This window comes from Caenibacillus caldisaponilyticus (genome assembly GCF_002003465.1).
GTDB lineage: Bacteria > Bacillota > Bacilli > Bacillales > Sporolactobacillaceae > Caenibacillus > Caenibacillus caldisaponilyticus.
The window spans coordinates 45,507-71,489 of record NZ_BDDQ01000003.1 but is presented as its reverse complement, the minus strand read 5'-3'; the positions used below and the strand labels follow the sequence as shown (position 1 = coordinate 71,489).

Below are 25,983 nucleotides of genomic sequence, written 5' to 3'. Positions count from 1 at the left end.
CGAAAATCAAGCAGAGGCTCAATGAAGCCAATTGGACGGCTCGGTGTCTCCTCTCCGCGCAGCCATGATTTCAACGGTTGCGCGGACCGAAACAAAAAGCCGGCCGGCGCTCCAACATCTTGAGAGGAAAAACAGGATCCTGCCTTTGTGCAGTCGGGCGCTGCATCCGGGACCGGGCCTTCATGAATCAACCGGCTGGCCGGGCCTGCCACACAGAAAAACCGCGGGGATTGCCCGCGGTTTTTTTCTTATTGGAAATGTTTTTTGACGTAAGCGACGACGTCTTCAGCGGTATCGAGATTGAGAATCGCGTCCGTGTGCGATTCCGCGATTTGTTTCGAGAGCTTCCGCAATTGGCTGCGCGCCGGCAGGATCGACGTCGCGCTCATGCTGAATTCATCCAGGCCGAGGCCGAGGAGAATCGGGATCGCCGTCTCATCGCCCGCCATTTCTCCGCACATGCCGACCCACTTGCCTTCTTTGTGGGCCGCTTGAATGACTTGGTGAACGAGCCGCAGAATGGCGGGATGGTACGGTTGATAGAGATAAGATACCCGTTCGTTCATGCGATCGGCGGCAAGCGTATACTGAATGAGATCGTTCGTGCCGATGCTGAAGAAGTCGACTTCTTTGGCGAAACGGTCCGCCAGCACGGCTGTCGCCGGAATTTCGACCATCATGCCGATTTCCAAGGCTTGCGAAACGGCGACGCCTTCCGCGACAAGCTTATCCTTTTCTTCCGCCAAAATCGCTTTCGCTTGGCGCAGTTCCTCAAGCGTCGCGATCATCGGGAACATGATTTTCAAATTGCCGTAGACGCTTGCCCGCAAAAGCGCGCGCAATTGCGTGCGGAAGATATCTTGCCGCTCGAGGCACAAACGGATCGCCCGGAAACCGAGGAACGGGTTCAGTTCTTGGGGCATGTCCAAATAGGGCAGCTCTTTGTCGCCGCCGATATCCAGCGTACGGATGACGACCGGTTTGCCTTCCATCGCTTCCAAAACTTTTTTGTACGCCTCAAATTGCTCGTCTTCCGACGGCAGCTGATCGCGGCCCATGTACAGAAATTCTGTCCGGTAAAGGCCGATCGCTTCCGCCCCGTTGCTCAGAACGCCTTCCAAATCGTTGGGGTTGCCGATGTTGGCGCCGAGCTCGACGTGCACGCCGTCGGCGGTGACGGTGCGTTCATTGACGAGTTTTTTCCATTCGGCTTTTTGCTTTTGATAATCGTCTTGTTTTTTCCGATAGGCCTTGATTTCCTCTTCCGTCGGGTCGATGATCACTTCGCCGGCCAAGCCATCGACGATCACGGTCACGCCGTTTTTCACGTTCTCAGTGATCGTCTTCGTGCCGACGACGGCGGGAATTTCCATCGAGCGCGACATGATCGCCGAATGCGACGTCCGCCCCCCGATGTTCGTCGCAAAACCGAGCACGTAACGGCGGTTGAGCTGCGCGGTGTCCGACGGCGTCAAATCGTCGGCCACGACGATGACTTCCTCGGAAATCGTCGCCGGGGAAGCGAAGGAAACCCCGAGAAGGTGCCCTAAAATCCGTTTCGTCACGTCACGGATGTCGGAAGCCCGTTCTTTCATATATTCATTATCCATGTTTTCAAAAATGGTAATGAAATCGTTGGCCACGGCGTCCAATGCGTATTCGGCGTTGACGCCCTCTTCTTCAATCTTTCGCTCGACGGTTCCGATCAGTTCCGGATCGGCGAGGACGAGCAAATGCGCTTCGAAGATGGCGGCTTTATCCGCTCCAAGCTCTTCATTCGCTTTATTTTTGATCGTTTCGAGTTCAGCTTTCGATTGTTCGACCGCTTGGCGGAAGCGTTCAACTTCGGCTCGGGTGTCTTCCACGCGCCGTTTTTCAATGGAATAATCCGGGTGTTCCAGCACGAAAGCCTTGGCGATCGCAATCCCGGACGAAGCGGCGATGCCCGCCATTTTAACGGATGCCATGCAAAATCTCCTTTCTCTCAAGCATTCAACCTTCCGTCATCTTATTATTAAGCACTCGGGAGAAAAAAGCTAGGAAAAAGGACACAAAATTTTATTCTTCACGCACCGGTTTTTTCCATAGCCCGTAGATGACGCCCGTGACGGCCGCCCCGATGAGGATGGCCAATATATACAACAATTTGCTGCCGTCGACGAACGGGATGACGAACACGCCGCCGTGAGGCGCTCGCAGGCCGATTCCGAAGTACAGAGCCAAGCCGCCGGCGACCGCCGATCCAATGACGCTCGAGACGATCACGCGAACGGGGTCGGCTGCGGCAAACGGGATTGCGCCTTCCGTAATGAACGCCGCTCCGAGCGCGTACGCGGTTTTGCCCGCGCTCCGCTCTTCCGCCGTAAACTTTTTCGCAAACAAGGTCGTGGCGAGCGCCATGCCGAGCGGCGGAACCATGCCTCCGGCCATGGTAGCCGCTTGCGGATGGAAATTGCCCGCATCAATCATCGCCAAACCGAAGGTATAAGCCGCTTTATTGATCGGACCGCCCATGTCGATCGCCATCATGGCGCCGAGCACCATGCCGAGAAGCACCATGTTGCCGGTGCCGAGGCTGTTCAACCAATCGGTGATCGCATGCATGATCGCGCCGATCGGACGGTCAATGAAATACATGATGATGCCGGTGAAGAACATGCCGAACACCGGGAAGAGCAACACCGGTTTTAAGCCTTCCAACGATTGCGGCAAGACGCGGAATGCTTTTTGCAGCAAAAGGACGATGTAACCCGCCAAAAATCCGGCAATCAAGCCGCCGAGGAAACCCGCGCCGCTCGTCGCCGCCATAAATCCGCCAACCATGCCCGGAGCGAGACCCGGCCGTTCCGCAATGCTGTAGGCGATGTAGCCGGCCAAAATCGGCACCATCAACGCCATGGCGTGGGCGCCGCCGATTTGATTCAAGATATAAGCGAATTCGTTGTATTGCTTGGAATGCGGATCGGCGGCGTGAATGCCGAAGAAAAACGACAGCGCGATCAAAATCCCGCCGCCCACGACAAACGGCAGCATGAAGGAAACCCCGTTCATCAAATGGCGATAAAACGCCGGCTGTTTCGCTTTGCGCTCGGCTTTGCTTTGAGCGATCGCCTGTTGATAGCTGCTCCCTCCGCCGCGATATATCGGAGCGTCTCCGGATACCACGCGTTGAATGAGCGTTTCCGGTTCACGAATGCCGGCCGTCACCGGAGCTTCAACGACCGGCTTGCCGACAAACGGCTCCATATCCACTTTCGTATCGGCGGCGATAATGACCCCGATCGCCTCTTCAATGTCTTCGGCCGTCAAGCGGTTTTTGACCCCGGTCGATCCGTTCGTTTGGACTTTGATCTCATAGCCCATTTCTTTCGCCTTGGCCTTTAAGGCATCCGCAGCCATGTATGTGTGGGCGATCCCGGTCGGACAGCCCGTCACCGCGACGATTTTCCCTTTGCTTGCCGCAGATTTTAATTGATCGCCGCTGACCGACAGCGCGTCGTTTTCGGCGTCCGGCGCTTGCTCCTGCCGTTCAAAGAGGGCGATGATTTCCGCTTCGGAAGTGGCGTTCAACAGACTTTCGCGAAAATCGGCTTTCAATAAATAGGTCGACAGCTTGGACAGCATTTCCAAATGCTCGTCGTTCGCCCCTTCGCTCGCGGCGATCATGAAAAAGAGATGAGCCGGTTTTCCATCCAGCGATTCATAATCGACGCCGCTTGCGGAACGTCCAAACGCGATCGCCGGGGTGTTCACGGCAGCCGTCTTGGCGTGGGGAATGGCGACGCCGTCTCCGACACCGGTCGTCATTTCCCGTTCCCGTTTCCAAAGCGCTTGGCGATAACCGTCGAGATCGGCAATTTTTCCGGCATCCATCAAAACTTGCGACAGTTCGTCAATGACTTCGGCTTTGGTCGAAGCCTTCAAGTCCAACCGGATCGTTTCCGGCGTTAAAAGTTCCGTTATTTTCACGAAGGTTCACCTCAATGCCTTTTTTCTCGGATCGTGCTTAAAGCAATCCGGGGCCATATTTTTTCTACATCTTCCGCGGTGCACAAATCATCGGAAAAAGCGGTCGCGGTTCCGGCGGCCACCCCGAAGCGGAACGCTTCCGCCGGCGCCATTCCTTTTTCGAGCGCCGCCAAAAATCCGGCGACGAGCGAATCGCCACTGCCGACGGTGCTCCGGATTTGGCCTTGCGGCACCGACGCCCGGAGCGCCGCCTCGCGATTCATGAACAAGGCGCCGTCCGCCCCGAGAGAAACGATGACGTTTTCCACGCCTTCATCCAGCAATTTCTCCGCATAGAGGACCGTCTCTTCCACCGTTTGGATGTCGGTGGCGAACAATTGTCCGAGCTCATCGCGGTTCGGCTTGATGAGGTACGGACGGGCGGCGATCGCCTCGGCCAACGGCCGGCCGGACGTGTCGACCACCGGTTTGACGCCCGCCGGCAGCTTTTCAATGATCCTCCGGTAGATATCCGGGGGAAGCGAAGCCGGGACGCTGCCGGCCATCACAAACACATCGCCGGCATTCAAGCGGCCGAGCACGGAAAGCAGGCGCTCGACATCCTCCTGAGAAATCGGTTGGGGCGCTCCGTTCAATTCCGTTTCCCGATCCGCGCTGATCTTGACGTTAATGCGCGTCAAACCTTCCAGAACGGTAAATTCTGCGGAAATGCCTTCCTCCGCCAAAAAGCGCCGTATAAAGTCGCCGGTAAAGCCGCCGATGAAACCGAAGGCCCGGCTGTCGACACCCAAGCGTTTGAGCACCCTGGAAACGTTGATCCCTTTCCCGCCCGGACGCACGGCGGTCTCTATCGCCCGGTTTAACCGGCCGACATTTAACGCTTCTAACCTCATAAAGTAGTCCAAAGAAGGATTTAATGTTAAAGTCGCAATCATGCTGTCACCACTTCTATATTTGTCAAATTTTGAAACTCGCGAAGCCGTTCCACATTCTTGGAGGCATTCGTGATAATGGTCAGTCGCTCCAACGGATGGACCAAAGCGAACGATATTTTGCCGAACTTCGTTTCATCGGCCAGCACGTAAATGTCTTCGGACAATTCCATGGCCAAACGCTTAATGTGCGCTTCCTCGGGATCCGGTGTCGTCAAACCGTGCAAGAGATGAATGCCGTTAATGCCGATGAAACATTTATCAAAGCGATATTGGCTGAGGGCATCGAGCGCTCCTCTTCCGACCAGCGCCTTGGTCGCCGGTTTGACGACTCCGCCGATCAGATAGGTCTTGAGATCGCGCTCAAGGCAGCGCTCGGCGACGGGCAACCCGTTCGTCACGACGACAATGTCTTGGGGCAAATGATCGATCATTTGTAACGTGGTCGTCCCGGCGTCGAGATAAATGCAATCGCCTTTTTGGACCATGGCAGCCGCACGGCGGCCGATAGCGGCCTTTTCTTCCCGCATTTCGGTCAACCGTTCGCCGACAGGCCGGTCTTCGGCTTTAATCCCGAGCGTTTCGGCGCCGCCGTGGAAGCGGATCAATTTTCCCGCTTCTTCCAACTGATGAAGATCGCGGCGGACCGTCGCCTCGGAGCTTCGCGTCGCCTCCGCTAATTCGCGAACGGTCGCCGCTCCTTTTTCTTTTAGTATTCTCAAGATCATCCTTTGTCTTTCCGGTGTCAGCATCCGGTCACCTCATCGCATGAACATCCTATAGACCGCTAAATCAATAAAAGCGATTTCAGTGTTATGATACGCTCATATATAATCAATTTCAAGCGTAATCCGTCACAAAACGACAAAATCAATCAAATTCATTCAAATCCGCCGTTTTTCGTTTATTAAATTCTTCCAACTCGGGACGGTCCGTTTTTTCCTCGTCGAGGCATGCTATAATCAGACGTAACGAAAACTAAAATTTTCCGATGCCAGCGATCGTCGAACGACCCGCATTTTTGCCGTCGGCTGCGAATGTTATATTTATGGCATCTTTTTTTATATCGAACCGCGCCGCTCACAGCGCTACTGTTGAACCTGGACGGACAAACGCACGCCCGCGCCCATGCTTGATGAAGGACCTATGTCCTAATATCCAAGCCGGCCGACGGCTTGGATAAGCGGTTGATCCTTGGGCCGCTTGGCAGAATCGGGCTCCGAAAATCCCACGGGACCTTTGGATTGGCGTCTCTTATAAAGAAAGAAAACAAGGGGAGGATGACGTGATATGGATCATTTGCAGCACTATTGGTCCGCCCACGTCGACGATGTCGAACGGGCGTTATGGGATTTGGCGAAAATCATCGCCCTGTTTGTGATCTCGCGCATCGCCATAAAAATCAGCAACCGCCTCATCCGCCGCTTTTTTCAATTAAACGGCAAGCTGGATGAACGGCGCCGGGAAACGCTGGTGTCGCTGTTTACCAACATCGTAAAATACGCCGTTTACTTCATCTTGCTGCTCACCGTTTTGCCGATCTTCGGCGTCAACATCGGCGGGCTGCTCGCCGGAGCCGGCGTCGCGGGCATCGCCGTCGCGTTCGGCGCCCAAAGCTTGATCAAAGATTTCTTCAACGGCTTCTTTATCATTTTCGAAGATCAATTCGGCGTCGGCGATACCGTAAAAATCAATAATGTCGTCGGCCAAGTCCATTCCATCGGCTTGCGCGTGACGACCTTGAAAGTTTGGACGGGCGAGCTCGAGATCATTCCGAACGGCCAAATCACACAGGTCACCAATTATTCGAAATTCAACTCGATGGCGGTCATTGAAGTCAACATCGGTTACGGGACTCCCGAAAAAGAAGCGATCACCATCATTGAAAACGTGCTGGCGGAATTGAAGAAGACGTGCGAGGACATCGTCGGGGACGTTGAGGTGTTGGGTGTCCAATCGCTGAACGATCATAATTACACCATTCGCGCGACCGCGGAATGCGCGCCGAACGCGCGCTTCGGCGTCGAGCGGCTGGCTCGTCAAAAAATCCGCGAAGCGTTGCAGGAAGCCGGCGTCGACCTTCCCTATCAAAAAGTCGTCTACTTGCAAGAACAGGAGGGCGGCGAACCGAGCCGGGAAAACTCGTGATCGGTGCGCCCGCAATAGGCCTGAGGGCGGCCCCGGCACCGCCCATGCGGGCCACCGTAGGCAAACGGTGGCTTGCCCTCTACCCGGCTTGATTTGCAAGTGCCCGTTTTCCCGTTTCTTCTTTCGCCAGAAGTGATCCCGTTGCTCCGCCTCGTGCACCCTACGTGAACAAAGCGACGCCCGAGCCACCCATGCAAAAAGCGGTGCCCGCCGGCTTCCGCCGAAACAAAAAACCGGTTGCCTTCAAGGCAGCCGGTTAAATCGTTTATGTACGCCGTTCTTCCATTTGCCGGTCCATTTATCCCACAATTCCTTGGCGGTCCAGTTCATCTTGATCACCATGGCCCAAGCGAACGCCAAGATGACGATATCGACCGGTTGGTTTTGAATGCCGAGAACAAGATTAATGATGAAGACATAAGACATCGCGACGGTCACACAAATGCCGAGGATCTCAAGGATTCCCTTGAGCTTCATCAAGTCCACGCTCATACCCCCGTCACATTTCCTGTTTTTAATCTTAATACAATCCAGAATAAAGGTAAAGCACATTTTTGCGGCGAGGCATCCGCCCGTTCGCCTCCGAGATCCAGACACCCAATCATCAGTCTATGTTTCGCCGCTCGGTCCTATTCCCTTTATCGTCTTCTATCAACCCGATACCACGCATGAAAGAAACGGGCGGCGCTTTTGAGAATCCCAAGCATAAAGGCCTCACTTTAAATATTTTATATCAATTATTAAATACGAATTCATATGATTTGAAAGCGATTAAAAGACGGGACTACAATATTCAGTGAAAGGAGTGATGTATGTCATGGCACTGAACAAACAATTCATAGACGGGGAATGGAGAGACGGCAAAAGTGCAACCGTTTACGAGATGACCAATCCTTACAACAACCAAGTCATTGATAGGGTCAAACTCGCAAACAAGGAGGACATAGACGAAGCGTATCGAGCCGCCCAGCGGGCCCAAGCGGAATGGGCCAAAGTCCCTGCAGAAGAGAAACGGCGCATCATTTTAAAAGCGGCGGATATTTTGGAACGGCGCCAAAAAGAAGCCATTGATTTTCTGGTGAAAGAAACCGGTTCAACGGTCATCAAATCCACCATGGAAGTCCAGGCGACCATCGATCTCATCAAGGAAACAGCGAACTGGCCGGATAAAGTGGGCGTGGGCCAAGTCTTTCCATCCGCTGACCCTACCAAAGAAAATCTCGTCTTCCGTGAACCGGCAGGTGTCGTTGGCATCATCAGTCCGTGGAACTGGCCGCTTTTCCTAAGCGTTCGCGCCGTGGCTCCGGCCGTCGCGGTTGGAGACGCGGTCGTGCTCAAACCCGACCTGCAATCGCAAATCACCGGCGGGTTCCTGATCGCCGAGATCTATGAAGAAGCGGGGCTTCCCAAAGGAGTGCTGAACGTCATCACCGCAGACATCCCCGAAATTGGCGACGCCTTCATCGAACATCCGATTCCGCGCATCATTTCGTTTACCGGTTCGACCGCGGTCGGGCGGCACATCGGCGAAGTCGCCGGCCGCAACCTCAAGCGCGTCGCTCTTGAACTCGGCGGCAACAGCCCGCTTGTCATTCTCGAGGACGCCGACCTCGACGCGGCGGTGGATGCGGCCATCTTCGGCAAGTACATTCACCAAGGCCAAATCTGCATGATTACAAACCGCATCCTCGTCCATCGCAAGCATTACGATGAATTCGTGAAGCGGTTCGTCGAACGCGCCAAACAAATTCCGTACGGCGACCCGGCCGATCCGAACGTCATCATCGGCCCGATCATCAATGAACGGCAAATCGAAAAAATCCTCGGCTTTGTCGAACTTGGCAAATCCGAAGGCGCGAAATTGGTCCTCGAAGGCCAACGCATCGGCAACGTCCTGACGCCGTTCGTCTTCGCGGACGTCAAGAACGATTCACAGCTCGCCCAAAGCGAAATTTTCGGCCCGGTGGCGACCATCATTCCTTTCGACACGGATGAAGAAGGCATTCGCTTGGCCAACGAAACCGAATACGGGTTGTCGGCCGCGGTATTTACCAAAGATCTAGAACATGGCATCGACATCGCCCGTCGACTGGAAAGCGGCATGGCGCACGTCAACGACCAAACGGTCAACATCACGCCGGAGACGCCCTTTGGCGGAGAGAAATTTTCCGGACTGGGCCGATACGGCGGCGAGTTCGCCTTTGAGGAATTCACAACGGTCAAATGGGTATCGGTGCAAAAAGAACGCCGCCAATTCCCGTTCTAAGAAATCGGATCGGCAAACGGCAGGGAATTTACCCTGCCGTTTGTTTCTGTTTTAGATTAGCTTCGCTTCACAATGAAAGCGGATTTGGATAGAAAATATGGGCCGATCTCCATCCACCCCTTAAATCTTTCCATGCAGTAAGATTAGGAAGTTTTTATCCTGTTCCCGCCCATGATCCCAAGAAGGAATCATTCACCATATCCCATATCTTCTCTTTTAATAAATAATTTTTACCTTGAATGCTTTCACAGCGCCTAAACCATTTTGGCAGAACCGATTGCGGTTGAACATTCTCCGCCATAAAACGCTTCGATTTGTATTCATTCCCTTTTCTAAAAACCGAAGGCCATCGCCACGTCGAAAAGAATACGAACAACCCCCCCGCCCTTTAATGGACGAGGGGCTTGCCCACGCCTTCCCCGCTGTCCACTCACAGCGAGGAAAACTCAATATCGCCTCTTACATTCCGAAGGACATCACCCAAATGGAGCCGGCGACGACCGCAAGCGCAATGAGGAAGCCAAATGCCATCGAAATGGTCTGAAAGGCGCCTTCATGTTCATTCAGGTGCATAAACATGAGGAGCTGGACAAGCACTTGAAAAATCGCGAGCACTACGATCGCCGCGAGCGTCATCGTCGTCGGCAGCGCGCCCGACAAGACGACAAACAGGGCGGCAAACGTCAAGACGAGCGACAGGATAAACCCGATGATATGTTTCCACGGAAAGCCGTGATGATCATCGTGCGTAAAGGATTGATTTTTTTCCATATTACAGCACCAGCCCCGTTAAATAGACTGCCGTGAAAATGAACACCCAGACGACATCGAGAAAATGCCAGTACAGGCCGACGATGAAAGCTTTTCGCGCCGTCACCGGATTGATGCCGTAAAGTCCGAGCTGAATCATCACGGCGATCATCCACAAAATGCCCAAGCTGACGTGCGCCCCGTGCGTCCCGACCAGGATGTAGAAGCTCGACAGAAAAGCGCTCGTCGAAAGCGTCGCGCCTTCGCCGACGTAGTCGACGAATTCCTTGACTTCCATGCCGATAAATCCGAGGCCAAAAAGCAACGTGATCAGAAGCCAAGCCAAAACCCCGGCTTTATTGCGCCGTCTCAGTTCATGGATGCCAAGCCCGCAAGTAAAGCTCGAGGTCAGGAGGAGGAGGGTTTCGATCAAGAAACCCTTCACCTCGTAAAGATCATGTGCCGTCGGGCCGCCCGCCGTGTGGTGCAAATAAGCCAGATACACCGCGAACAGACACGAGAACAAGACGACTTCGGCCCCAAGGAACACCCAGAAACCGAAAATCTTCATTTGTCCGTCCTTGGTGGCATATTCCAAAGGTCCGCGACTTTCCGTCGCGACTGCATGAGTCTCGGACATCGTTACAACCTCCCCGCTGCGCGCTCCGTGCGCTCGATTTCTTCAACCGGTATGTGATGCCCTTCATCTTTTTCAAAGGAGCGCAGCGCCAGGCACAGAAAGACACCGATCAATCCGATGACGCCGAGCCAAAGCCATTCGAACACAAATCCGAAACCGGCGATGAAGAACAAAACCGAGATGACAAACGGCCGGTAGGAATTGTCGGGCATGTGAATCGGCTCGAGCGGCTGTTTCCGCCATTTTTCCACTTCGCCGTTTTTCTTCATTTCCCAGAAAGCGTCAAGCGACTTCACTTCGGGAATCGTCGCGAAGTTGTACTCGGGAGCCGGCGAGGACACCGCCCATTCCAAGGTGCGGCCATTCCACGGATCGCCGGTCGTGTCGCGTTCGCCATAACGGGCGCTCCAGTAAATGTTGTAAACCATGATGATAAAGGCCACACCCATAGCAAACGCGCCGATCGTTTCAATGAAGTTCCACGGCGTCCAACCGAGATCCGCCGGATAAGTGTAAAGGCGCCGCGTCATGCCCATGAGACCGACAAAATGCATCGGCAGGAAGCAGACGTTAAATCCGATGACGAAAATCCAGAACGCCCATTTGCCCAAACGTTCATTCAGCATATGCCCGAACATTTTCGGCCACCAGTAATGCAACCCGGCGAACACCGCAAAGACGGTGCCGGCGATCAAGACGTAGTGGAAGTGGGCGATCAGGAAATAACTGTTGTGATATTGGAAGTCGGCCGGCACGACCGCCAGCATGACGCCCGTAATCCCACCGATGACAAAGTTCGGGATAAAGGCGAGCGCCCACAAGTTCGCGGTTGTAAACCGAATTTTCGCCTTATACAGCGTAAGCAGCCAGTTGAAGATTTTCACGCCGGTCGGAATCGCGATCAACATCGTCGACACGCCGAAAAACGAGTTGACGGCCGGCCCTGCGCCCATCGCAAAGAAGTGGTGGACCCACACGAAGAAGCTGAGGACGCAGATGACGATCATCGACCAAACCATGGCCTTGTAACCGAACAACTTCTTCCCAGCAAACGTGCTGATCACTTCCGAGAAAATCCCAAAAGCCGGCAGGATGACGATATACACTTCGGGGTGACCCCAAATCCAGAACAAGTTTGCCCACATCATCGGCATGCCGCCGCTGTCGGCGGTGAAGAAGTGCGCGCCGAACAAGCGGTCGATCGTCAGCATCGCCAGCGCAACCGTCAGGACCGGGAACGCAAAGACGATGATGACCGACGTAATTAAGGACGCCCACGTGAACATCGGCATTTTCATAAGCGTCATGCCCGGGGCCCGCATTTTCAAAATCGTCACGATAAAGTTGATGCCGCTGGCGAGCGTCCCGATGCCGGACAATTGCAAACCGATGAGGTAGTAGTTTTCTCCGACACCCGGATCCAAGCCTTTTTCCGCCAGCGGGGTGTAACTGGTCCAACCGGCGTCCGGTGAACCGCCGATGACGAAAGACAGGTTAAAGAGCAACGCGCCGAAGAAGAACAGCCAGAAACTGATCGCGTTCAAATACGGAAACGCGACATCACGCGCGCCGATCTGAAGCGGCATGGCGACGTTGATCAAACCGAAGAGGAACGGCATCGCCATAAAAAAGATCATGATCGTGCCGTGCGTCGTGAAAATTTCATTGTAGTGCTGCGCATTCAAAAAATGAAGATTCGGAAGCGCAAGCTGCGCCCGCATGAGCAAGCCGTCCGCGCCGCCGCGGAACAGCATCGCGAGCGCCGCAATGATGTACATGATCCCGATTTTTTTATGGTCAACGGTCGTCAGCCATTCTTTCCAGAGCCATTTCCACTTTTTGAAATAAGTGAGAACGAAGACGATGGCCAAGCTGACAAGGATGATGGCGACATCGGCCATGTAAATCATCGGTTCCCCGGTGACGAAGAAATCATGGAGAAGGAAATCCTTAATGTTTTCCATGTTCACTGGCTTCTCCCCCTTTCATTCCCGGCATATCCATGTCCGACGCGTGTTCCAACTCGGCCGGATAGGAAGAGTAAACTTTCTTGCCGACAAGGCCCGGTTTCAAAAGCTTTTTGTATTCCTTCATCGTCAAGGCCGGGGCCTCCGCTTTCACCTTATCGGCCCATTTATCGAAATCCGCTTGTTTTTGCGCAACGACGGTGAACGTCATATGGGCGAAATTCTCGCCGTTGAAGTTGGCCGCCCGTCCGTCATATCGGCCGGGTTTGTCGGCCTCCAGCCACAGCTCGGTTTTCATGTCAGGCATGGTGTACATCTGTCCGCCCAGGGACGGAACCCAGAAGGAGTTCATCGCCCCAGCAGAAGTCAACACGAAATGCACCGGGCGGTCGGCGGGAATATGCACCACGTTCACGGTTTCAATGCCTTGTTCCGGGTAACGGAACAGCCATTTCCACTCCGCCGACGTGACTTCGATCGTGATCGGTTTTTTATCCGGGCTCGGGTTTTTCATCGAATCATGAATCGTGATCACGGTCGGTATGGCGAGCAAAAGAATAATGATAATCGGAATGGTCGTCCATAAAATTTCCAGTTTGGTGTTGCCTTCCAAATCCGGTTCATAATCATCGTCATTGGCGCGATTCGCGCGGTATTTAAAGACGACGAAACCGAAAAGGGTGAAAACGGTTAACAACACGAAAAGCATTAAAATGGAAGACCAAATGATCATATGAAATTGTTTTTCGGCCACTGGACCTTGCGGCTGCAAAACCGGCACGTCGCAGCCCGTCAAGGCGAATATCGATAAACCGAATAACATCAATGATTTCAGCGCTTTCTTTACCACGAGGACCTTTCCTCCCTCCGCTTACCGAAGCCCGCGACATTCCGCCAAAAAGGGCGGAATCGGCATCGTCACTTTCAAGCTGCATTCGGTCCATTCTTCTCTGCTCACCCATCTTAACAGATTGCCAGGCGGCCTGATCGACCCTCCACCATCTTTCATGAAATGCTCATAACTTGATAACAAAACTGTCACGATTTCTCCTTTTTTTGTTCATAATTGGAAGCGGTTTTGTGATGCCCGTCACGGAAAATCGCGGAAATACCGCGGTTTTGGCGGGTTCGGTTTTCTCCTTTTTGTGACGTTTGTCATCGACAAACGTCGGTCCGCGCTCCCAAAAAAGCGACGCTTGTGAAAAAACAGGCCGGCGTACATCCCATTTCCCCGGATGCATCCGCCGGCCGAAAGAAAAACGACGCAGCTGGCCTGCGTCTAGTGATAAGGAATTCATTGTATAAAAAAGGCAGCCGAAACCTAGGGCTCAATCCGCCGAAGCCGTTCTCATCGGCGCAACGGCACGGCCTCCGCCCAAAACAAAACGGTGCGCTTCGCCGCACCGTTCATCGGTCAATCTTCGAATAAAACTTTGTATTCCCCATATCCTTCTTTTTCGAGATCTTCTTTCGGAATAAAGCGGAGAGCCGCGGAATTGATGCAATAACGCAAACCGGTGGGCTCCGGCCCGTCATCGAAAACATGGCCGAGGTGGGAATCGCCGTAGACGCTACGCACTTCCGTCCGGATCATCCCATGGCTTGTATCCAGCCGTTCTTTAATGAAGGCATGGCTCAACGGCTTGGTGAAACTCGGCCAACCGCAATGGGCGTCGAATTGATCTTTCGTGCTGAAAAGCGGTTCTCCGGAAACAATGTCAACATAGATGCCTTCCCGTTTATTGTTCCAATACTCGTTTTCAAACGGCGGTTCCGTTCCGTTGTTCTGCGTCACTTCATATTGCAAAGGCGTCAGGCGCTTGCGCAATTCCTGATCGTCCTTTTTGACCGTCCAATGTTTTTCTATGAACGCCTTGCGGCCGGATCCTTCGAAGTAGCGGTTGTAATGATACGGGTTTTTCTTGTAATAATCTTGATGCGCTTCTTCGGCCGGATAAAACGGCCCGGCCGGCAAAATTTCCGTGACGATCGGCTTGTCGAACCGGCCGCTTTTCTCAAGCTCCGCTTTGGATTTTTCCGCCAGTTCCTTTTGCCGTTCATTGTGATAAAAAATCGCCGTTTTGTAGGATGTGCCGCGGTCGTAGAACTGACCGCCGGGATCCGTCGGATCGATTTGCCGCCAAAAAATATCGAGCAATTTTTCATAAGGAAAGATGGCGGGATCAAAGGTGATTTCCACCGCTTCACGATGGCCGGTTCCCCCGGCGGCGACTTCTTCATAAGTCGGATTGGGTTTATGCCCGCCGGTATAACCGCTCACGACGCGTTCAATCCCGGGCAGTTCGTCGAATGGTTTGACCATGCACCAGAAACAACCGCCGGCAAACGTCGCCTTTTCGAAACGGTCCGTCACATTCATCCCTCCTAGCGAACAGGTTGCTTCTTAGTTTAAACAAAGCCCCCATCGCATACACTTCATTGGGCAAACATTCCTATATTATATATTGTACCTATATTGTACCGGTCACGGCCGATATTCCCCAAATATTGTGCCGCCCGGACATCCTCGCTTGCGGCACGGGCGGCTGGAGAAAAATCGATGGGTGCACTCGGCCGAACCGGATCGCACGGCGACGTGAAATATTTATCTTTATTATCGCAACGAATGGACAAAAACACCAGTCGCTGCACTCCGAAAAGATCGGTGTGGGCTGCGGCGCTTTCAAACCGAATCCGGGGATCTTCATGCCATGACCGTAAGTAACGGCTCCGAAGAGAAGCGGCCTTTATACAGCCGAATCCTATTCTAGTTGCCCCGCTTCATGTACAGAGAAGCAGGCGTTCGGTTATGATCGCCGTGGTCTATAAGCAACACACGAAATCCATCCGCTTCATGAAGATCGGGTCTGAGCGATCAACGTGAAAAATGGCCGATAACCGTGTCAATCCTTCTTGCCAGCGATTCAGACTATCCTGAGGTCTATCGGGAACGCGCGCGATGCGGCGGTTCATCCCCGCTAACAATCACTCGGCCACAGGTATTCCTGTGGGCCGAGTGAACCGCGGCGGAACACTTCGTTGCCTCGGTAAAAAACCGATCTCCAATCAGCCAAAGGTTCAGTGAACGGCCGACGCGATCACGCGTTCACCGCCTTGACCTCGACGTCTTCTTCTTCATCCGAGTCTATCACCGGCTGCGGCAAGGCGCTGGCGACGGCCCAGTAGTACACAATCAACGAGCCGGCAGCGACCGCTAGCAGATCCCAGCCGTACGGAATCACCGGATGCTTCAGCGGACCAAAGGAACCCAAGTAAGACATCACCATCATGAAAATATAGTAAGTGATCAGCCAGATGCCGGCCCGCCACTCCGTCTTCAGTTTATGATGCCACTCCTTATCGCGGTCCATGAAAGCAAAGTAGAGGATCAGCGAAGCGAGCGACAGGCCAATCAGAATGCGGTTGTTGTTCCATCCGCCCCAATAGATGATGAACGAGCCGGCGATGAACGCCAACGGCGCGATGACCGAAACGGCCGGCAGGCGGAAGGGGCGAGGCAAGTCGGGCGAAGTTCGGCGCAAAGACGCGATCGAAATGGGACCGCAGACGTAAGTCAAAACGGTCGCTCCGGTAACGGCGCCGACCAGGCCGCTCCAAACGCTATAGTTTTCCGGCAGGATCCAAGCTATCGCTAAGACTACGGACAGCCACAAGGCGCCGCGCGGGATCCCCGTTCTCCGGTCGATTTTGCCGAAAAGCGAGTAAAACAAGCCCGTCTTCGCCCAAGCGAACAAGACGCGCGTCGTGCCCGAGACATAAATGTTTCCGGTGCCGGACGGCGAGATCACCGCATCCACGTACAGCAGATTGGCCAGCCAGAGCATGCCGAGTGACGTCGCCAATTCGGCGTAAGGCGCTTGATCGAACTTCAAGTTAGCCCAGCCCCCGGCCTTCGCCAGCACTTCGGGCGGCACCGCGCCGATGTACACCAACTGCAACGCGATGTACAGCAAAGCGCTGATGACGATGGACAGGATAATGGCGAGAGGAATGTGCCGCTGCGGGTTTTTCGCTTCCGACCCAAAGTCGACCGCTTGCCGCCAGCCGAGAAAAGCGAAGGCAATGCCGGACAAGGCGACCGCCTGCATGACGCCTTTAAGACCGCCCGGGCTGGCGCCGTCAACCGAGTAGTTGCCGCTATGGAAATTGAGGAGCAAAATCACCAACGTCACCAACGGCACCAAAAACTTAAACATGGTCACCACCGAATTGACCTTGCCAAACACATTGACGCTCCAATAGTTTAACAGGAAGAAGAGGACGAGCAGAGCGATCTCTAGAATGTACCCCCAAAACGAAGGCCCGCCGCTGTCGGTCGCCAACCCCGGCAGCCAGCGCGAGGCATAACCGCGCACGGCCTCCACTTCGACGCCGGAGACGCTGGAATAAGCCAGCATCGCGATAAACCCGGTCAGGTAGCCGGTAAGGCTCCCGTGCGTATAGTTTGGGTAGCGGACGAAGCCGCCCGCCCGCGGCAACATGCCGCCCAGTTCAGCGTACGTTAAACCGATAAGAATAAATGCGATAGCCGTGATCACCCAGGCCAGCCAAGCCGTCGGACCCGCATACACGGCCGCCCCTTGCGCCGCAAACAACCAGCCGGATCCGACGATGGATCCAACCCCCAGGAACGTGAGGTCGAGCAAGTTTAACTTCTTTTTGAACGATGCCGACCGAGCCATCATTCTTCTCTCCCTTCACTATAAAAAGTTGAATGCTTTCTGATAATAGCCATTATAATAAGGTTGTTCAGATAAATCAAATGATTTTTTATGGTATTATTTGTCATAATTAATAGCCGATGAAATAAAATAAAGCGCCCTATTTTGTTAACCCAAACGTTAAAAAGTTCATGCTGTCCGCCGAACGCGCGCGGTGTCGCCGCTCCCTTTTGAAAACGCACCGCAGGAAATGGGCCCGGATGTGGAATCGAACCATTTTTTGTCGAATCATAAAAGCGACAAGATCGCCTAAATTTTTTTAACAGGCGAAAAACAATGTCCGGGATGAGGTGCTCTGAATCCAGACGGAACGACAAAGGCCATCGGCCATCATGTGGACGTCGCGCACTCTTTTTTATTTTTACAAATTCGCCTAAACGCGCTAAAATTATCACAATTATCGAAAAAGGTGTGGAAAAGCGGATGAACAAAGCGCTCTCAATCGGCTTGGTTTCTTTGTTAATCGGTGAGTGGCTTGCGGGATGCAGCCATGACAACCACGATAAAGGCCGTCGAATCGCGGCTGCCGAAACGAAAACGGCCAAACATCCAACAGCATCTAAACAAAAAACAAAAGAAGAAAATCAAAGCGCGCTCGAAAAATTGACGGGCGATTATCGCCGCATCGCCATCATCGCACGGGATTATCAACTTCCCAAAGAAGGAAGGATTTCAAAAAAAGAACGGCCGGATTTATACAAATACGAGCCTGACGGCGTCATCATTTATGACAATCTTTATGTCTTTCAAAACGATGGCCGCCTTGACAGCCGAATAGCCACCAATGACCATCCCGCGATCCAACCACCGACGAAAGGGCAATATCTCGGTGTAATCATGGCGATGGTGGACGATATCGTTGACGAGCTCGATTTCAAAGGTCTCCTACTAAATCCCGGCGTTTTGAGTCAAGAAGAAAAAAGAGAACAATATTTTAAAGACTGGAATACCCAAACCGACGGAAAACCGACGGATTTGGCCCATAAATACAAACGATTAAATGAACTCATCCGCTATGCCCAGGGCTACCCGATCATTTTGACCAAGCTGAAAGACATCCAAGCCACATTCGAACAAGCGGAACAATACGGGCAGTCCAAAGACACCATCGAAAAGGCATTAGAGCTTTATCATCAAGGGTGCGAAAAAGCGAAAAAATTAAGCGAAGCATTTGCCATCGGCCGGGAATTAAAAAGGCGGAATGGATCTTTATAAAAACCATGCAACCCTTGATGCGGGCGATTATTAGACTGAAAGGATAGATAGGATAGATGAAAAACAAATACGCCGCCATTTTCGTTCAAATCCTGATCACGGCAACGTTCATTTTGATCATTGGGTGTTCAATCGCAGAGTACAAGAGCGATGAAACCAAGCATGCATCCTTAACCATCGGCGTTTTTGGCAAAATTCCCGGGATAAATGACCGAAACGTCCGATTCAAAAAGGTAAACTTAAAAGACTTAAACCGGAAGATCGATGATCACCTGGACGGTTTATTTATAATGCCTGATCGGCTCATCGAAGCGGATAAAGGACAGTACGCCGATTTATATAAAAAATTGCCTTACCCCACTTTTTTTATCGGTTCTGAAAAGCCTTATTATGTGTTTACAGATAAATCCATATCTTATGAAGAGGGAATCACCGTAAAGGATGGCATATACGCTTGGGGAGTATTGGGATTAGAAAACGGTCAGTTCAAAGTTTGGGGATTCGGGCTAAAAGCCGATGTTAAAAATGATAAAAATATAAAAGAAATGTATGAAGAAATTTTCCAACTGCTGAGTGATCTAAAGAAAACGAAAAATGAACAGTGATTTCACTGTTTATTTTTTTAGGGTTTGTTTTTACCGCTTCCGGATGGTGAACATAGCCTCATGAACCTTCCACCCATATGTGGATGATGTTTGCTTGTTCATGTCAGCGGCTGATGGATCCAGCAATGATTCATGAAGCGCCGCATCACGCGATGTGAGCGGCAAGTCCATCCGTTTGGCGAAAGCCGGCGATTATTATTATAATAAAATTGATATTTCCGAACCTCTTTATGAAGGAGAAGAATGCAAAATGAAAAAAGCATTAACCGTCGCGGGATCGGACTCTTCGGGAGGAGCCGGTCTGCAAGCGGACTTAAAAACCTTTCAAGAGCTCGGCGTTTACGGCATGTCGGCCGTAACGACGATCGTCGCGATGGATCCTTATAATAGTTGGTTCCACAACGTCTTTCCGGTGGACGTCGATACGGTCAAAGCCCAGCTGGACACGATCGTCGTCGGCGCCGGTGTGGACGCGATGAAAACGGGCATGCTCGGTTCGCCGGCGATCATCGAACTGACGGCCAAATACATCGACGACCACGGCATCGAAAAAGTGGTCATTGACCCGGTCATGGTGTGCAAAGGCGCGGATGAAGAGCTCCACCCGGAAAACACGGAAAGCTTGCGCGAATACTTAATCCCAAGAGCGTTGGTCACGACGCCGAACCTTTTCGAAGCGGCGAAACTGGCGAAAATGCCGCCGATCACGACGATCGAGCAAATGAAAGAGGCGGCAAGCGTCATCCATGAGCTCGGCGCCAAATACGTCCTCGTCAAAGGCGGCAACAAAATCCAACACGATAAAGCGGTCGATGTGCTTTACGACGGCAAGACGTTTGAAATTCTCGAAGGCGAACGGATCGACACGACGTATACGCACGGCGCGGGCTGCACGTCTTCCGCGGCCATCACCGCGGAACTTGCCAAAGGCGCCGATGTGAAAGACGCGATTCGCACCGCAAAAGCGTTCATCACGGAAGCGATCAAAAACGGCTGGAAATTAAACCAATACGTCGGGCCGGTCGACCACGGCGCTTACCGCCGGCGCGCGAACGCCTAACCGGCGTATTTAGACCGTCCGAACCCAATCCAATCGGAACTGTTCATAAGATAGGGGCTAGCCTCCTATCTTTTTTCCTTTGTAGTGAGGCGTCAGGGTGACGGCTAAAAACGAGGGCTGGTCCCTTTTTCCCTGGCTGCGAAGAAACGGCGCCATTCCCGGAGAATCCATCGCCAATTTTTCCGGCACGAAACCGAAGGCGGATTGCGCTCGTAATCAAATTGAGTAGACCAGCCTTCTTTCGACGCCGTTCGGGATCATCCATGATCGTTTGACCCTTGCGGAAAATCATGGTTTTTGTTGCGGAGGAGGTGGCATCCGTATGGAACGGAATAACCCCATCGGCCGACGCATCGATGTCAATATGTTGTTCGTCCTGTTTCTGTTGATCGCCACCAGTTTGGTCGCGGTTTACGCCGCCCAACTCAGCGATTCGTCGCTCGGCAATATCGCCGTCAAACAAGCGATGTGGTTTTTGGTCGGCGCCGTTATGCTCGTGCCGATGACGCTTTTTGATATGGAGCAATACGAAAAAATGGCATGGGGGCTGTACGCGATCGGCCTGGCGTCGCTCGGTTTTTTGATGGTCGCGCCCGCGAGCATCGTCCATATCGGAAACGGGGCGAAAAGCTGGTATTCATTTCCCGGCATCGGCACCTTCCAACCCTCGGAATTGATGAAGCCTTTTCTGATCGTGTGTCTCGCCCGGGTCATCGACCGCCACCATCTCAATGAACCGGACAACAAAACATTAAAAGACGATGGGCTGCTCGTATTGAAAACAGGGCTCATCACGCTCGTTCCGATCGCCTTCATCATGATGCAACCCGATCTCGGCACCTCGCTCGTCATCATCGCCATTTACTTTACCATGCTGATCGCCTCGCGCATCTCCGGAAAAATCCTCATCCCGTTGTTCGCTGGCGTCGCCGCCTTCGCGAGCGCGGTCATTTACATCGCCGTCCGCTACGGAGAATGGCTTAAGAAAATCGGCGTCGACACGTATCAGCTCAACCGGATCACGAGTTGGTTAAGCGGCGGGCAAATCAATAACGACCAGACGTATCAACTCCATCAATCGCTGCTTGCGATCGGTTCGGGGAAAGTGTACGGCAGCGGCTTTTCCCCGAGCGACGCCGTCTATTTGCCCGAGAGCCACACCGATTTCATCTTTAGCGTCATTACCGAACATTTCGGCTTCATCGGCGGTGCGCTCGTCATTTGCCTCTATTTCATCCTCATTTATCACATCATCATGACGGGCATCCATTCAAACCAGGCTTTCGGCAGTTATCTATGCGCCGGCGTCGTCGGCATGCTTTCCTTCCACGTGGTCGAGAACATCGGTATGGTGATCGGCCTTTTGCCCATTACCGGCATCCCGCTCCCCTTTATCAGTTACGGGGGAAGCTCCGTGCTCGGCAGCATGATGTCCATCGGCCTTGTGATGAGCGTAAAATATCACACCCGCTACTTAATGTTTTCATAGTCCATAGATAGCCGACATGCCCGTCCGCTTGGAACACCCATCCGGCGCCATGGATGGCCGGACAGGTCGGCCAAGTTGACTTCCACACAAAAATGTAACTATAATGGTTACAACAAGAGGGTGAACGCGTTGAAAATCAGCAGCCGTTTTTCTGTTGCCGTCCACATTTTGTCGCTATTGGCCATCGCAAAAGATGCGCACTGCACCTCGGAATGGATCGCGCAAAGCGTCAATACCCATCCCGTCGTGATCCGCCGCATTTTGGGCATGTTAAAAAAAGCCGGATTCGTGAAGATACCGAAGGGCTCCGGTGGCGCATATTTGATCAAAGACCTCGATGACATCACGTTGCTCGACGTCTACCGGGCCGTGGACGCCGTTCCCGGCGGAGAATTGTTCCAATTCCATGAACATCCCAATCCGGCGTGTCCGGTGGGCGGCAACATCGAGGCCGTCCTCCAACTCATTCTGTTGCGCGCCCAGGCGGCAATGGAGCAGATCTTGGCCGATGTGACGATGGAACAGCTCGTGGAAAACCTAAACGAAAAAATCGGATCGTAGAAACGGTTTTACAAAGATATTGTAACGTAATCGGTTACGTTACAATACGCCCTCTCAATTATGAATCCTGCGAAAAGGTGGAATGAACCATGAAAATCGCTTTGCTCGGCGCTACGGGAACGATCGGACAACGCATTTTAAAAGAAGCGCTGAACCGCAATCATGAAGTAACCGCCGTCGTTCGCGATCCGGCGAAGCTGACGGTCCAGGACGCCAACTTGCACGTGGCCACCGCCGACGTCCTCCATGCCGACCAAGTGGCCGACGCCGTGCGCGGCCACGACATCGTCATCAGCTCGATCGGGCCGGATCCCGGGCAAGAACGCACCTTTATAGACATGTCGAAATCGTTAATTGAAGGCGTCAAACGTTCCGGTGTCCGCCGTTTAATCGCGGTGAACGGCGCGGGAAGCCTGGAAGTCGCCCCCGGTGTTCAACTGATGAACACCCCGGATTTCCCGGAAGAGTGGAAGGCGATTGCCCAAACGGCCGCTGAAGTCCTCGACATTTATCGCCAGGAATCCGAGCTGGACTGGACCAACATCAGCCCCGCCGCGTTCATCGCGCCCGGGGAAAGAACCGGGAAATACCGCACCGGCACGAACCAACTCGTGACCGATGAAAAAGGCGAAAGCCGGATTTCCGCGGAAGATTTTGCGGTCGCCATCCTGGACGAGGCGGAAAACCCGAAATTCATCCGCCAACGATTTACGGTTGCCTATTAACGGTTTGCCGGGGCCATGCCCCGGCTTTTTTATTATGAACGGGCGGACTCATTTGGCAGATTCGTCCGACTGTGACAGTCTCAAATTGGACGCCTGAGCCGGAAAGCGCGTCAAATCAGGCGGCCTCAACGCATGGCGGCGGCGCGGCCCGCCGTGTAGCCGGTCGCAAATGCGGCGGTGATGTTGTAGCCGCCGGTGTAGCCGTGGATGTCCAAAATTTCGCCGCAAAAATACAAACCGGGCATTAACTTGGACGCCATCGTTTTCGGATCAATTTCTTTTAACGACACGCCGCCGCCAGTGATGAACGCCTTTTCGATCGGCAGCGTCCCGTTCACTTTCACGGCGAAGGCTTTCAACGCGTGCGCCAGATCCCGCACTTTGTTTTTCGGCAGGTCGTGAAATGTGGCATCCGGATGGATGCCCATCCGTTCGAGCAAAAACACGAGATACCGCTCCGGCACGATCCCCTTCCACACGTTTTTCACCGCTTTTTTCGGCTGCTGTTGTATCCGCTTCATCAACATTTGAAAAACGGTTTCCTCGTTCTCGTCGGGGAGTGCGTCGATCAACACATCGATCGCATCGGTCTTGAACTTTTTCAAGGCTTTGACGACGAATTGGCTCGCGCGCAAGACGGCAGGACCGGACAGCCCGAAATGGGTAAAGATCATATCCCAACGATGCGTGATGAGGATTTTCCCTTTCGGATCGCGGACCGATACCGCGACATCGCGGAGCGATAAACCTTGCAGCGTTCTCGCCTGAATGAACGGTTCATTCGATGTGAGCGGGACCTCGGTCGGATAAAGATCGGTGATCGTATGCCCGGCCGCCTCCGCCCACGGGTAGCCATCCCCAGTCGATCCCGTCTGCGGCACGGACTTGCCGCCGACGGCGACGATGACGTTCCGGGCCCGGATCTTTTCCCCGGAGGCGGGGACCACACCGGTCGTTCTCCCTTCTTCATACAGAACATTCGCCACCGGCGCGTTCACCCGGATTTCCACCCCAAGATCTTTCACCTTTTGGACGAGGGCGCGGACGACGGTTTTCGCGCTGTCGGTCACCGGAAACATCCGGCCGAAATCTTCCTCTTTCAATCGAATGCCGAGATTTTCAAAAAAGCGGATGATATCTTCATTGTTAAACACCGAAAACGCGCTGTATAAAAATTTGCCGTTTCCGGGAATGTGGCGGATGAGTTCGGGGATCGGCATGCGGTTCGTCACATTGCAACGGCCGCCGCCCGAAATGGCCAGCTTGCGCCCGAGCTTGTCCCCTTTGTCGACCAAAAGGACGCGCGCGCCGTGCTCGGCCGCCGCGACCGAAGCCATCAATCCCGCCGGTCCGCCGCCGACGACGATCACATCGTACATAGATAACCCCTCCCGATTCCATTGCCTACTATAGCATAAACGGAAGGGGGCCGCTTTAAAACGGAAGCATCGGCGCGGCGGGGATCGGGGCAACCGGGTTTAAGGATTTCGGGATGGGCTTTCTCATCTTTTCCGCTGATGGCCCAGGCGCCCTGGCAAAGCCGCGGCGAGCCATGGCCTTTCCTACCGTAAGCTCGAGATGGCTCGACCGCCGCTCCGATTATAAATTCTCGTGACTTCCTTGCAGCCGCAAAGCTTGTTGAAGGACGGCGTCCCCATGGATCATTCCGTAATGCACCGGATCGATGACCCCGACGCGGATCCCGTATGGCTCGGCGTCTTTTTGCACCTTATCAACCATATAACGGACTTGCGGGCCGAGGAGCACCACGTCGGCTTGATCGAGATGGCGAGCGGCCTCGGATACGGCAACCGCCCGGATGTTCACTTCAAGCGCTCGGGCTTTGGCCGCGTTTTCCATTTTGGCGACGAGCAAACTGGTCGACATGCCCGCGGCGCAGACGAGAAGAATGTTGACCATCGGAGCACCCCTCTTTTGTAATCGGTTTCATCCTATTATAATCGAAAACAATGGCGTTGTTTATCCTCTTTATCCGCCCGAACCGCTGCCGGCAGCGTCTTGAAAAATCCCTTTTTACAGTCGGCATGATCACGCGAATATCCAGGCAGGAATCGTCTTCGTTCGGTAAGAATATTTATAATAATAACATTTCTGATGCGGACAAGAAGCCGGAGAACGGAGGAGACGGCTGTGAATGTGTTTGATGTCAACCGCCTGACGGAGATCAAGCGGGCACTGTTCATTCAACCCCATCCCGACGACAACGAAATCGGCGCCGGCGCCACGGTGGCCTGGCTCGCCGACCGAGGATGCGATGTCCATTATTTAACGGTCACCGACGGCCGAGCCGGCAGCGACGACCCCCATGCGGCGCCGGAACAAATCGCCGCCATGCGCCGCCAGGAACACGAAGCGGCCGGCCGCATCCTCGGCGTCTCTCATTTTCATTGGCTCGGTTTTCCCGACGGCCGCCTTCGCGATACAGAACAGCTGCGGGAAGCGATGACCCGGGTGATCCGCACGGTTCGACCGGAAATCCTTTTTACCGTCGATCCTTGGCTTCCATATGAAGGGCATCTCGATCACATCGTCACCGGACAGGTCGCCGCCTTTTGTGCTTTAACGAGCGGGAATCCGCATTTTTTCCCGGAGCATCGGCACCAAGGCCTTGCCCCTCACGCCGTGCACGCCGTCGCCTTCTATACGACGCGTGCACCGAATGCCTTCATCGCAGCCGACCCCTATTGGGAGAAGAAACTGGCGGCCATCGGCGCGCACAAGAGTCAATTCAGCGGCGAATATTTCGCCTTCGTCAAAGAATATTTGACGACGAAAGCGCGGGAATACGCGAAAAAAGCTGACACACCTTGGAAGCTGGCGGAAGCGTTTAAAGTGCTGACGCCGGTCATGCTGCACATGAACGTTGACGCCGCCGAGATGTAAAACAGGCGCC

The 25,983-nt window shown here is 53.5% G+C and carries 23 protein-coding genes; 9 read left to right on the top strand and 14 right to left on the bottom strand.

Going from position 1 to position 25,983, the window contains the following annotated elements; all coding sequences use genetic code 11:
* Positions 1-248: 248 nt before the first annotated feature.
* The 4 genes from ptsP to CCB157_RS01330 form a co-directional block, all read right to left on the bottom strand.
* Positions 249-1,967 (bottom strand): phosphoenolpyruvate--protein phosphotransferase, encoded by a 1,719-nt coding sequence (gene ptsP, locus CCB157_RS01345; protein WP_077614132.1) that lies wholly within the window; start codon positions 1,965-1,967, stop codon positions 249-251.
* A 91-nt stretch (positions 1,968-2,058) separates the two neighbouring features.
* Positions 2,059-3,969, bottom strand: coding sequence for a PTS fructose transporter subunit IIABC (locus CCB157_RS01340; RefSeq protein WP_077614131.1), 1,911 nt, complete (start codon positions 3,967-3,969; stop codon positions 2,059-2,061).
* A gap of 11 nt (positions 3,970-3,980) precedes the next feature.
* A complete protein-coding gene (gene pfkB, locus CCB157_RS01335; RefSeq protein WP_077614130.1) occupies positions 3,981-4,904 on the bottom strand; it encodes a 1-phosphofructokinase in 924 nt (307 codons plus the stop codon).
* On the bottom strand, positions 4,901-5,653 hold the full coding sequence (locus CCB157_RS01330) for a DeoR/GlpR family DNA-binding transcription regulator (RefSeq protein ID WP_077614129.1): 753 nt from the start codon (positions 5,651-5,653) through the stop codon (positions 4,901-4,903). The genes pfkB and CCB157_RS01330 overlap by 4 nt, the downstream gene beginning before the upstream one ends.
* A gap of 538 nt (positions 5,654-6,191) precedes the next feature.
* On the opposite strand from CCB157_RS01330, the gene CCB157_RS01325 reads away from it, so the two are divergent.
* Positions 6,192-7,049 (top strand): mechanosensitive ion channel family protein, encoded by an 858-nt coding sequence (locus CCB157_RS01325; protein WP_077614128.1) that lies wholly within the window; start codon positions 6,192-6,194, stop codon positions 7,047-7,049.
* Positions 7,050-7,292: 243 nt separating this feature from the next.
* On the opposite strand, the gene CCB157_RS01320 is transcribed toward CCB157_RS01325, so the two are convergent.
* Positions 7,293-7,535 (bottom strand): hypothetical protein, encoded by a 243-nt coding sequence (locus CCB157_RS01320; RefSeq protein ID WP_077614127.1) that lies wholly within the window; start codon positions 7,533-7,535, stop codon positions 7,293-7,295.
* 322 nt (positions 7,536-7,857) lie between these two features.
* On the opposite strand from CCB157_RS01320, the gene CCB157_RS01315 reads away from it, so the two are divergent.
* Entirely contained in the window at positions 7,858-9,315 is a 1,458-nt protein-coding gene (locus tag CCB157_RS01315) for an aldehyde dehydrogenase family protein (protein WP_143286876.1), read from the top strand.
* 459 nt (positions 9,316-9,774) lie between these two features.
* Here the strand turns inward: CCB157_RS01315 and qoxD are convergent, their stop codons facing one another.
* From qoxD to CCB157_RS17175, 7 genes are all read right to left on the bottom strand, one after another.
* Positions 9,775-10,086 (bottom strand): cytochrome aa3 quinol oxidase subunit IV, encoded by a 312-nt coding sequence (gene qoxD, locus CCB157_RS01310; protein WP_077614125.1) that lies wholly within the window; start codon positions 10,084-10,086, stop codon positions 9,775-9,777.
* Between the two features lies 1 nt (position 10,087).
* Positions 10,088-10,705, bottom strand: coding sequence for a cytochrome aa3 quinol oxidase subunit III (qoxC, locus tag CCB157_RS01305; protein WP_077614124.1), 618 nt, complete (start codon positions 10,703-10,705; stop codon positions 10,088-10,090).
* A 2-nt stretch (positions 10,706-10,707) separates the two neighbouring features.
* A complete protein-coding gene (qoxB, locus tag CCB157_RS01300; protein ID WP_077614236.1) occupies positions 10,708-12,669 on the bottom strand; it encodes a cytochrome aa3 quinol oxidase subunit I in 1,962 nt (653 codons plus the stop codon).
* On the bottom strand, positions 12,656-13,522 hold the full coding sequence (qoxA, locus tag CCB157_RS01295; RefSeq protein ID WP_238594547.1) for a cytochrome aa3 quinol oxidase subunit II: 867 nt from the start codon (positions 13,520-13,522) through the stop codon (positions 12,656-12,658). The genes qoxB and qoxA overlap by 14 nt, the downstream gene beginning before the upstream one ends.
* A 564-nt stretch (positions 13,523-14,086) precedes the next feature.
* The gene (gene msrB, locus CCB157_RS01285; RefSeq protein WP_274519604.1) at positions 14,087-15,046 is read right to left on the bottom strand and encodes a peptide-methionine (R)-S-oxide reductase MsrB; all 960 of its coding nucleotides are present in this window, start codon (positions 15,044-15,046) and stop codon (positions 14,087-14,089) included.
* 724 nt (positions 15,047-15,770) lie between these two features.
* Positions 15,771-17,375, bottom strand: coding sequence for an APC family permease (locus CCB157_RS01280; protein ID WP_077614121.1), 1,605 nt, complete (start codon positions 17,373-17,375; stop codon positions 15,771-15,773).
* Complete coding sequence (locus CCB157_RS17175) at positions 17,375-17,845, bottom strand: hypothetical protein (protein WP_143286875.1); 471 nt, start codon at positions 17,843-17,845, stop codon at positions 17,375-17,377. The genes CCB157_RS01280 and CCB157_RS17175 overlap by 1 nt, the downstream gene beginning before the upstream one ends.
* Between CCB157_RS17175 and CCB157_RS01275 the strand changes: the two genes are divergently transcribed.
* The 6 genes from CCB157_RS01275 to CCB157_RS01250 all read left to right on the top strand — a co-directional run bounded on the left by CCB157_RS01275 (position 17,838) and on the right by CCB157_RS01250 (position 23,069).
* Positions 17,838-18,629, top strand: a complete 792-nt coding sequence (locus CCB157_RS01275; RefSeq protein WP_077614120.1) for a hypothetical protein — start codon at positions 17,838-17,840, stop codon at positions 18,627-18,629. The two genes, CCB157_RS17175 and CCB157_RS01275, sit on opposite strands and share 8 nt — an antisense overlap.
* Before the next feature lie 56 nt (positions 18,630-18,685).
* Positions 18,686-19,234 (top strand): hypothetical protein, encoded by a 549-nt coding sequence (locus tag CCB157_RS01270; protein ID WP_077614119.1) that lies wholly within the window; start codon positions 18,686-18,688, stop codon positions 19,232-19,234.
* A 250-nt stretch (positions 19,235-19,484) separates the two neighbouring features.
* Positions 19,485-20,294 carry a pyridoxine/pyridoxal/pyridoxamine kinase gene (gene pdxK / locus CCB157_RS01265; RefSeq protein ID WP_077614234.1) on the top strand — a complete coding sequence of 270 codons (810 nt, stop codon included), beginning with the start codon at positions 19,485-19,487 and terminating at the stop codon, positions 20,292-20,294.
* Positions 20,295-20,616: 322 nt separating this feature from the next.
* Positions 20,617-21,783 carry an FtsW/RodA/SpoVE family cell cycle protein gene (locus CCB157_RS01260; protein WP_077614118.1) on the top strand — a complete coding sequence of 389 codons (1,167 nt, stop codon included), beginning with the start codon at positions 20,617-20,619 and terminating at the stop codon, positions 21,781-21,783.
* A 129-nt stretch (positions 21,784-21,912) separates the two neighbouring features.
* The gene (locus CCB157_RS01255) at positions 21,913-22,344 is read left to right on the top strand and encodes an Rrf2 family transcriptional regulator (RefSeq protein WP_077614117.1); all 432 of its coding nucleotides are present in this window, start codon (positions 21,913-21,915) and stop codon (positions 22,342-22,344) included.
* Between the two features lie 89 nt (positions 22,345-22,433).
* Positions 22,434-23,069 carry an NAD(P)-dependent oxidoreductase gene (locus tag CCB157_RS01250; RefSeq protein WP_077614116.1) on the top strand — a complete coding sequence of 212 codons (636 nt, stop codon included), beginning with the start codon at positions 22,434-22,436 and terminating at the stop codon, positions 23,067-23,069.
* A gap of 125 nt (positions 23,070-23,194) precedes the next feature.
* On the opposite strand, the gene CCB157_RS01245 is transcribed toward CCB157_RS01250, so the two are convergent.
* Positions 23,195-24,448 carry a BaiN/RdsA family NAD(P)/FAD-dependent oxidoreductase gene (locus CCB157_RS01245; protein ID WP_077614115.1) on the bottom strand — a complete coding sequence of 418 codons (1,254 nt, stop codon included), beginning with the start codon at positions 24,446-24,448 and terminating at the stop codon, positions 23,195-23,197.
* Between the two features lie 220 nt (positions 24,449-24,668).
* Entirely contained in the window at positions 24,669-24,989 is a 321-nt protein-coding gene (locus CCB157_RS01240) for a PTS sugar transporter subunit IIB (protein WP_077614114.1), read from the bottom strand.
* Positions 24,990-25,220: 231 nt separating this feature from the next.
* Here CCB157_RS01240 and CCB157_RS01235 point away from each other — a divergent pair, with 231 nt between their 5' ends.
* Complete coding sequence (locus CCB157_RS01235) at positions 25,221-25,973, top strand: PIG-L deacetylase family protein (protein ID WP_158077161.1); 753 nt, start codon at positions 25,221-25,223, stop codon at positions 25,971-25,973.
* Positions 25,974-25,983: the final 10 nt, after the last annotated feature.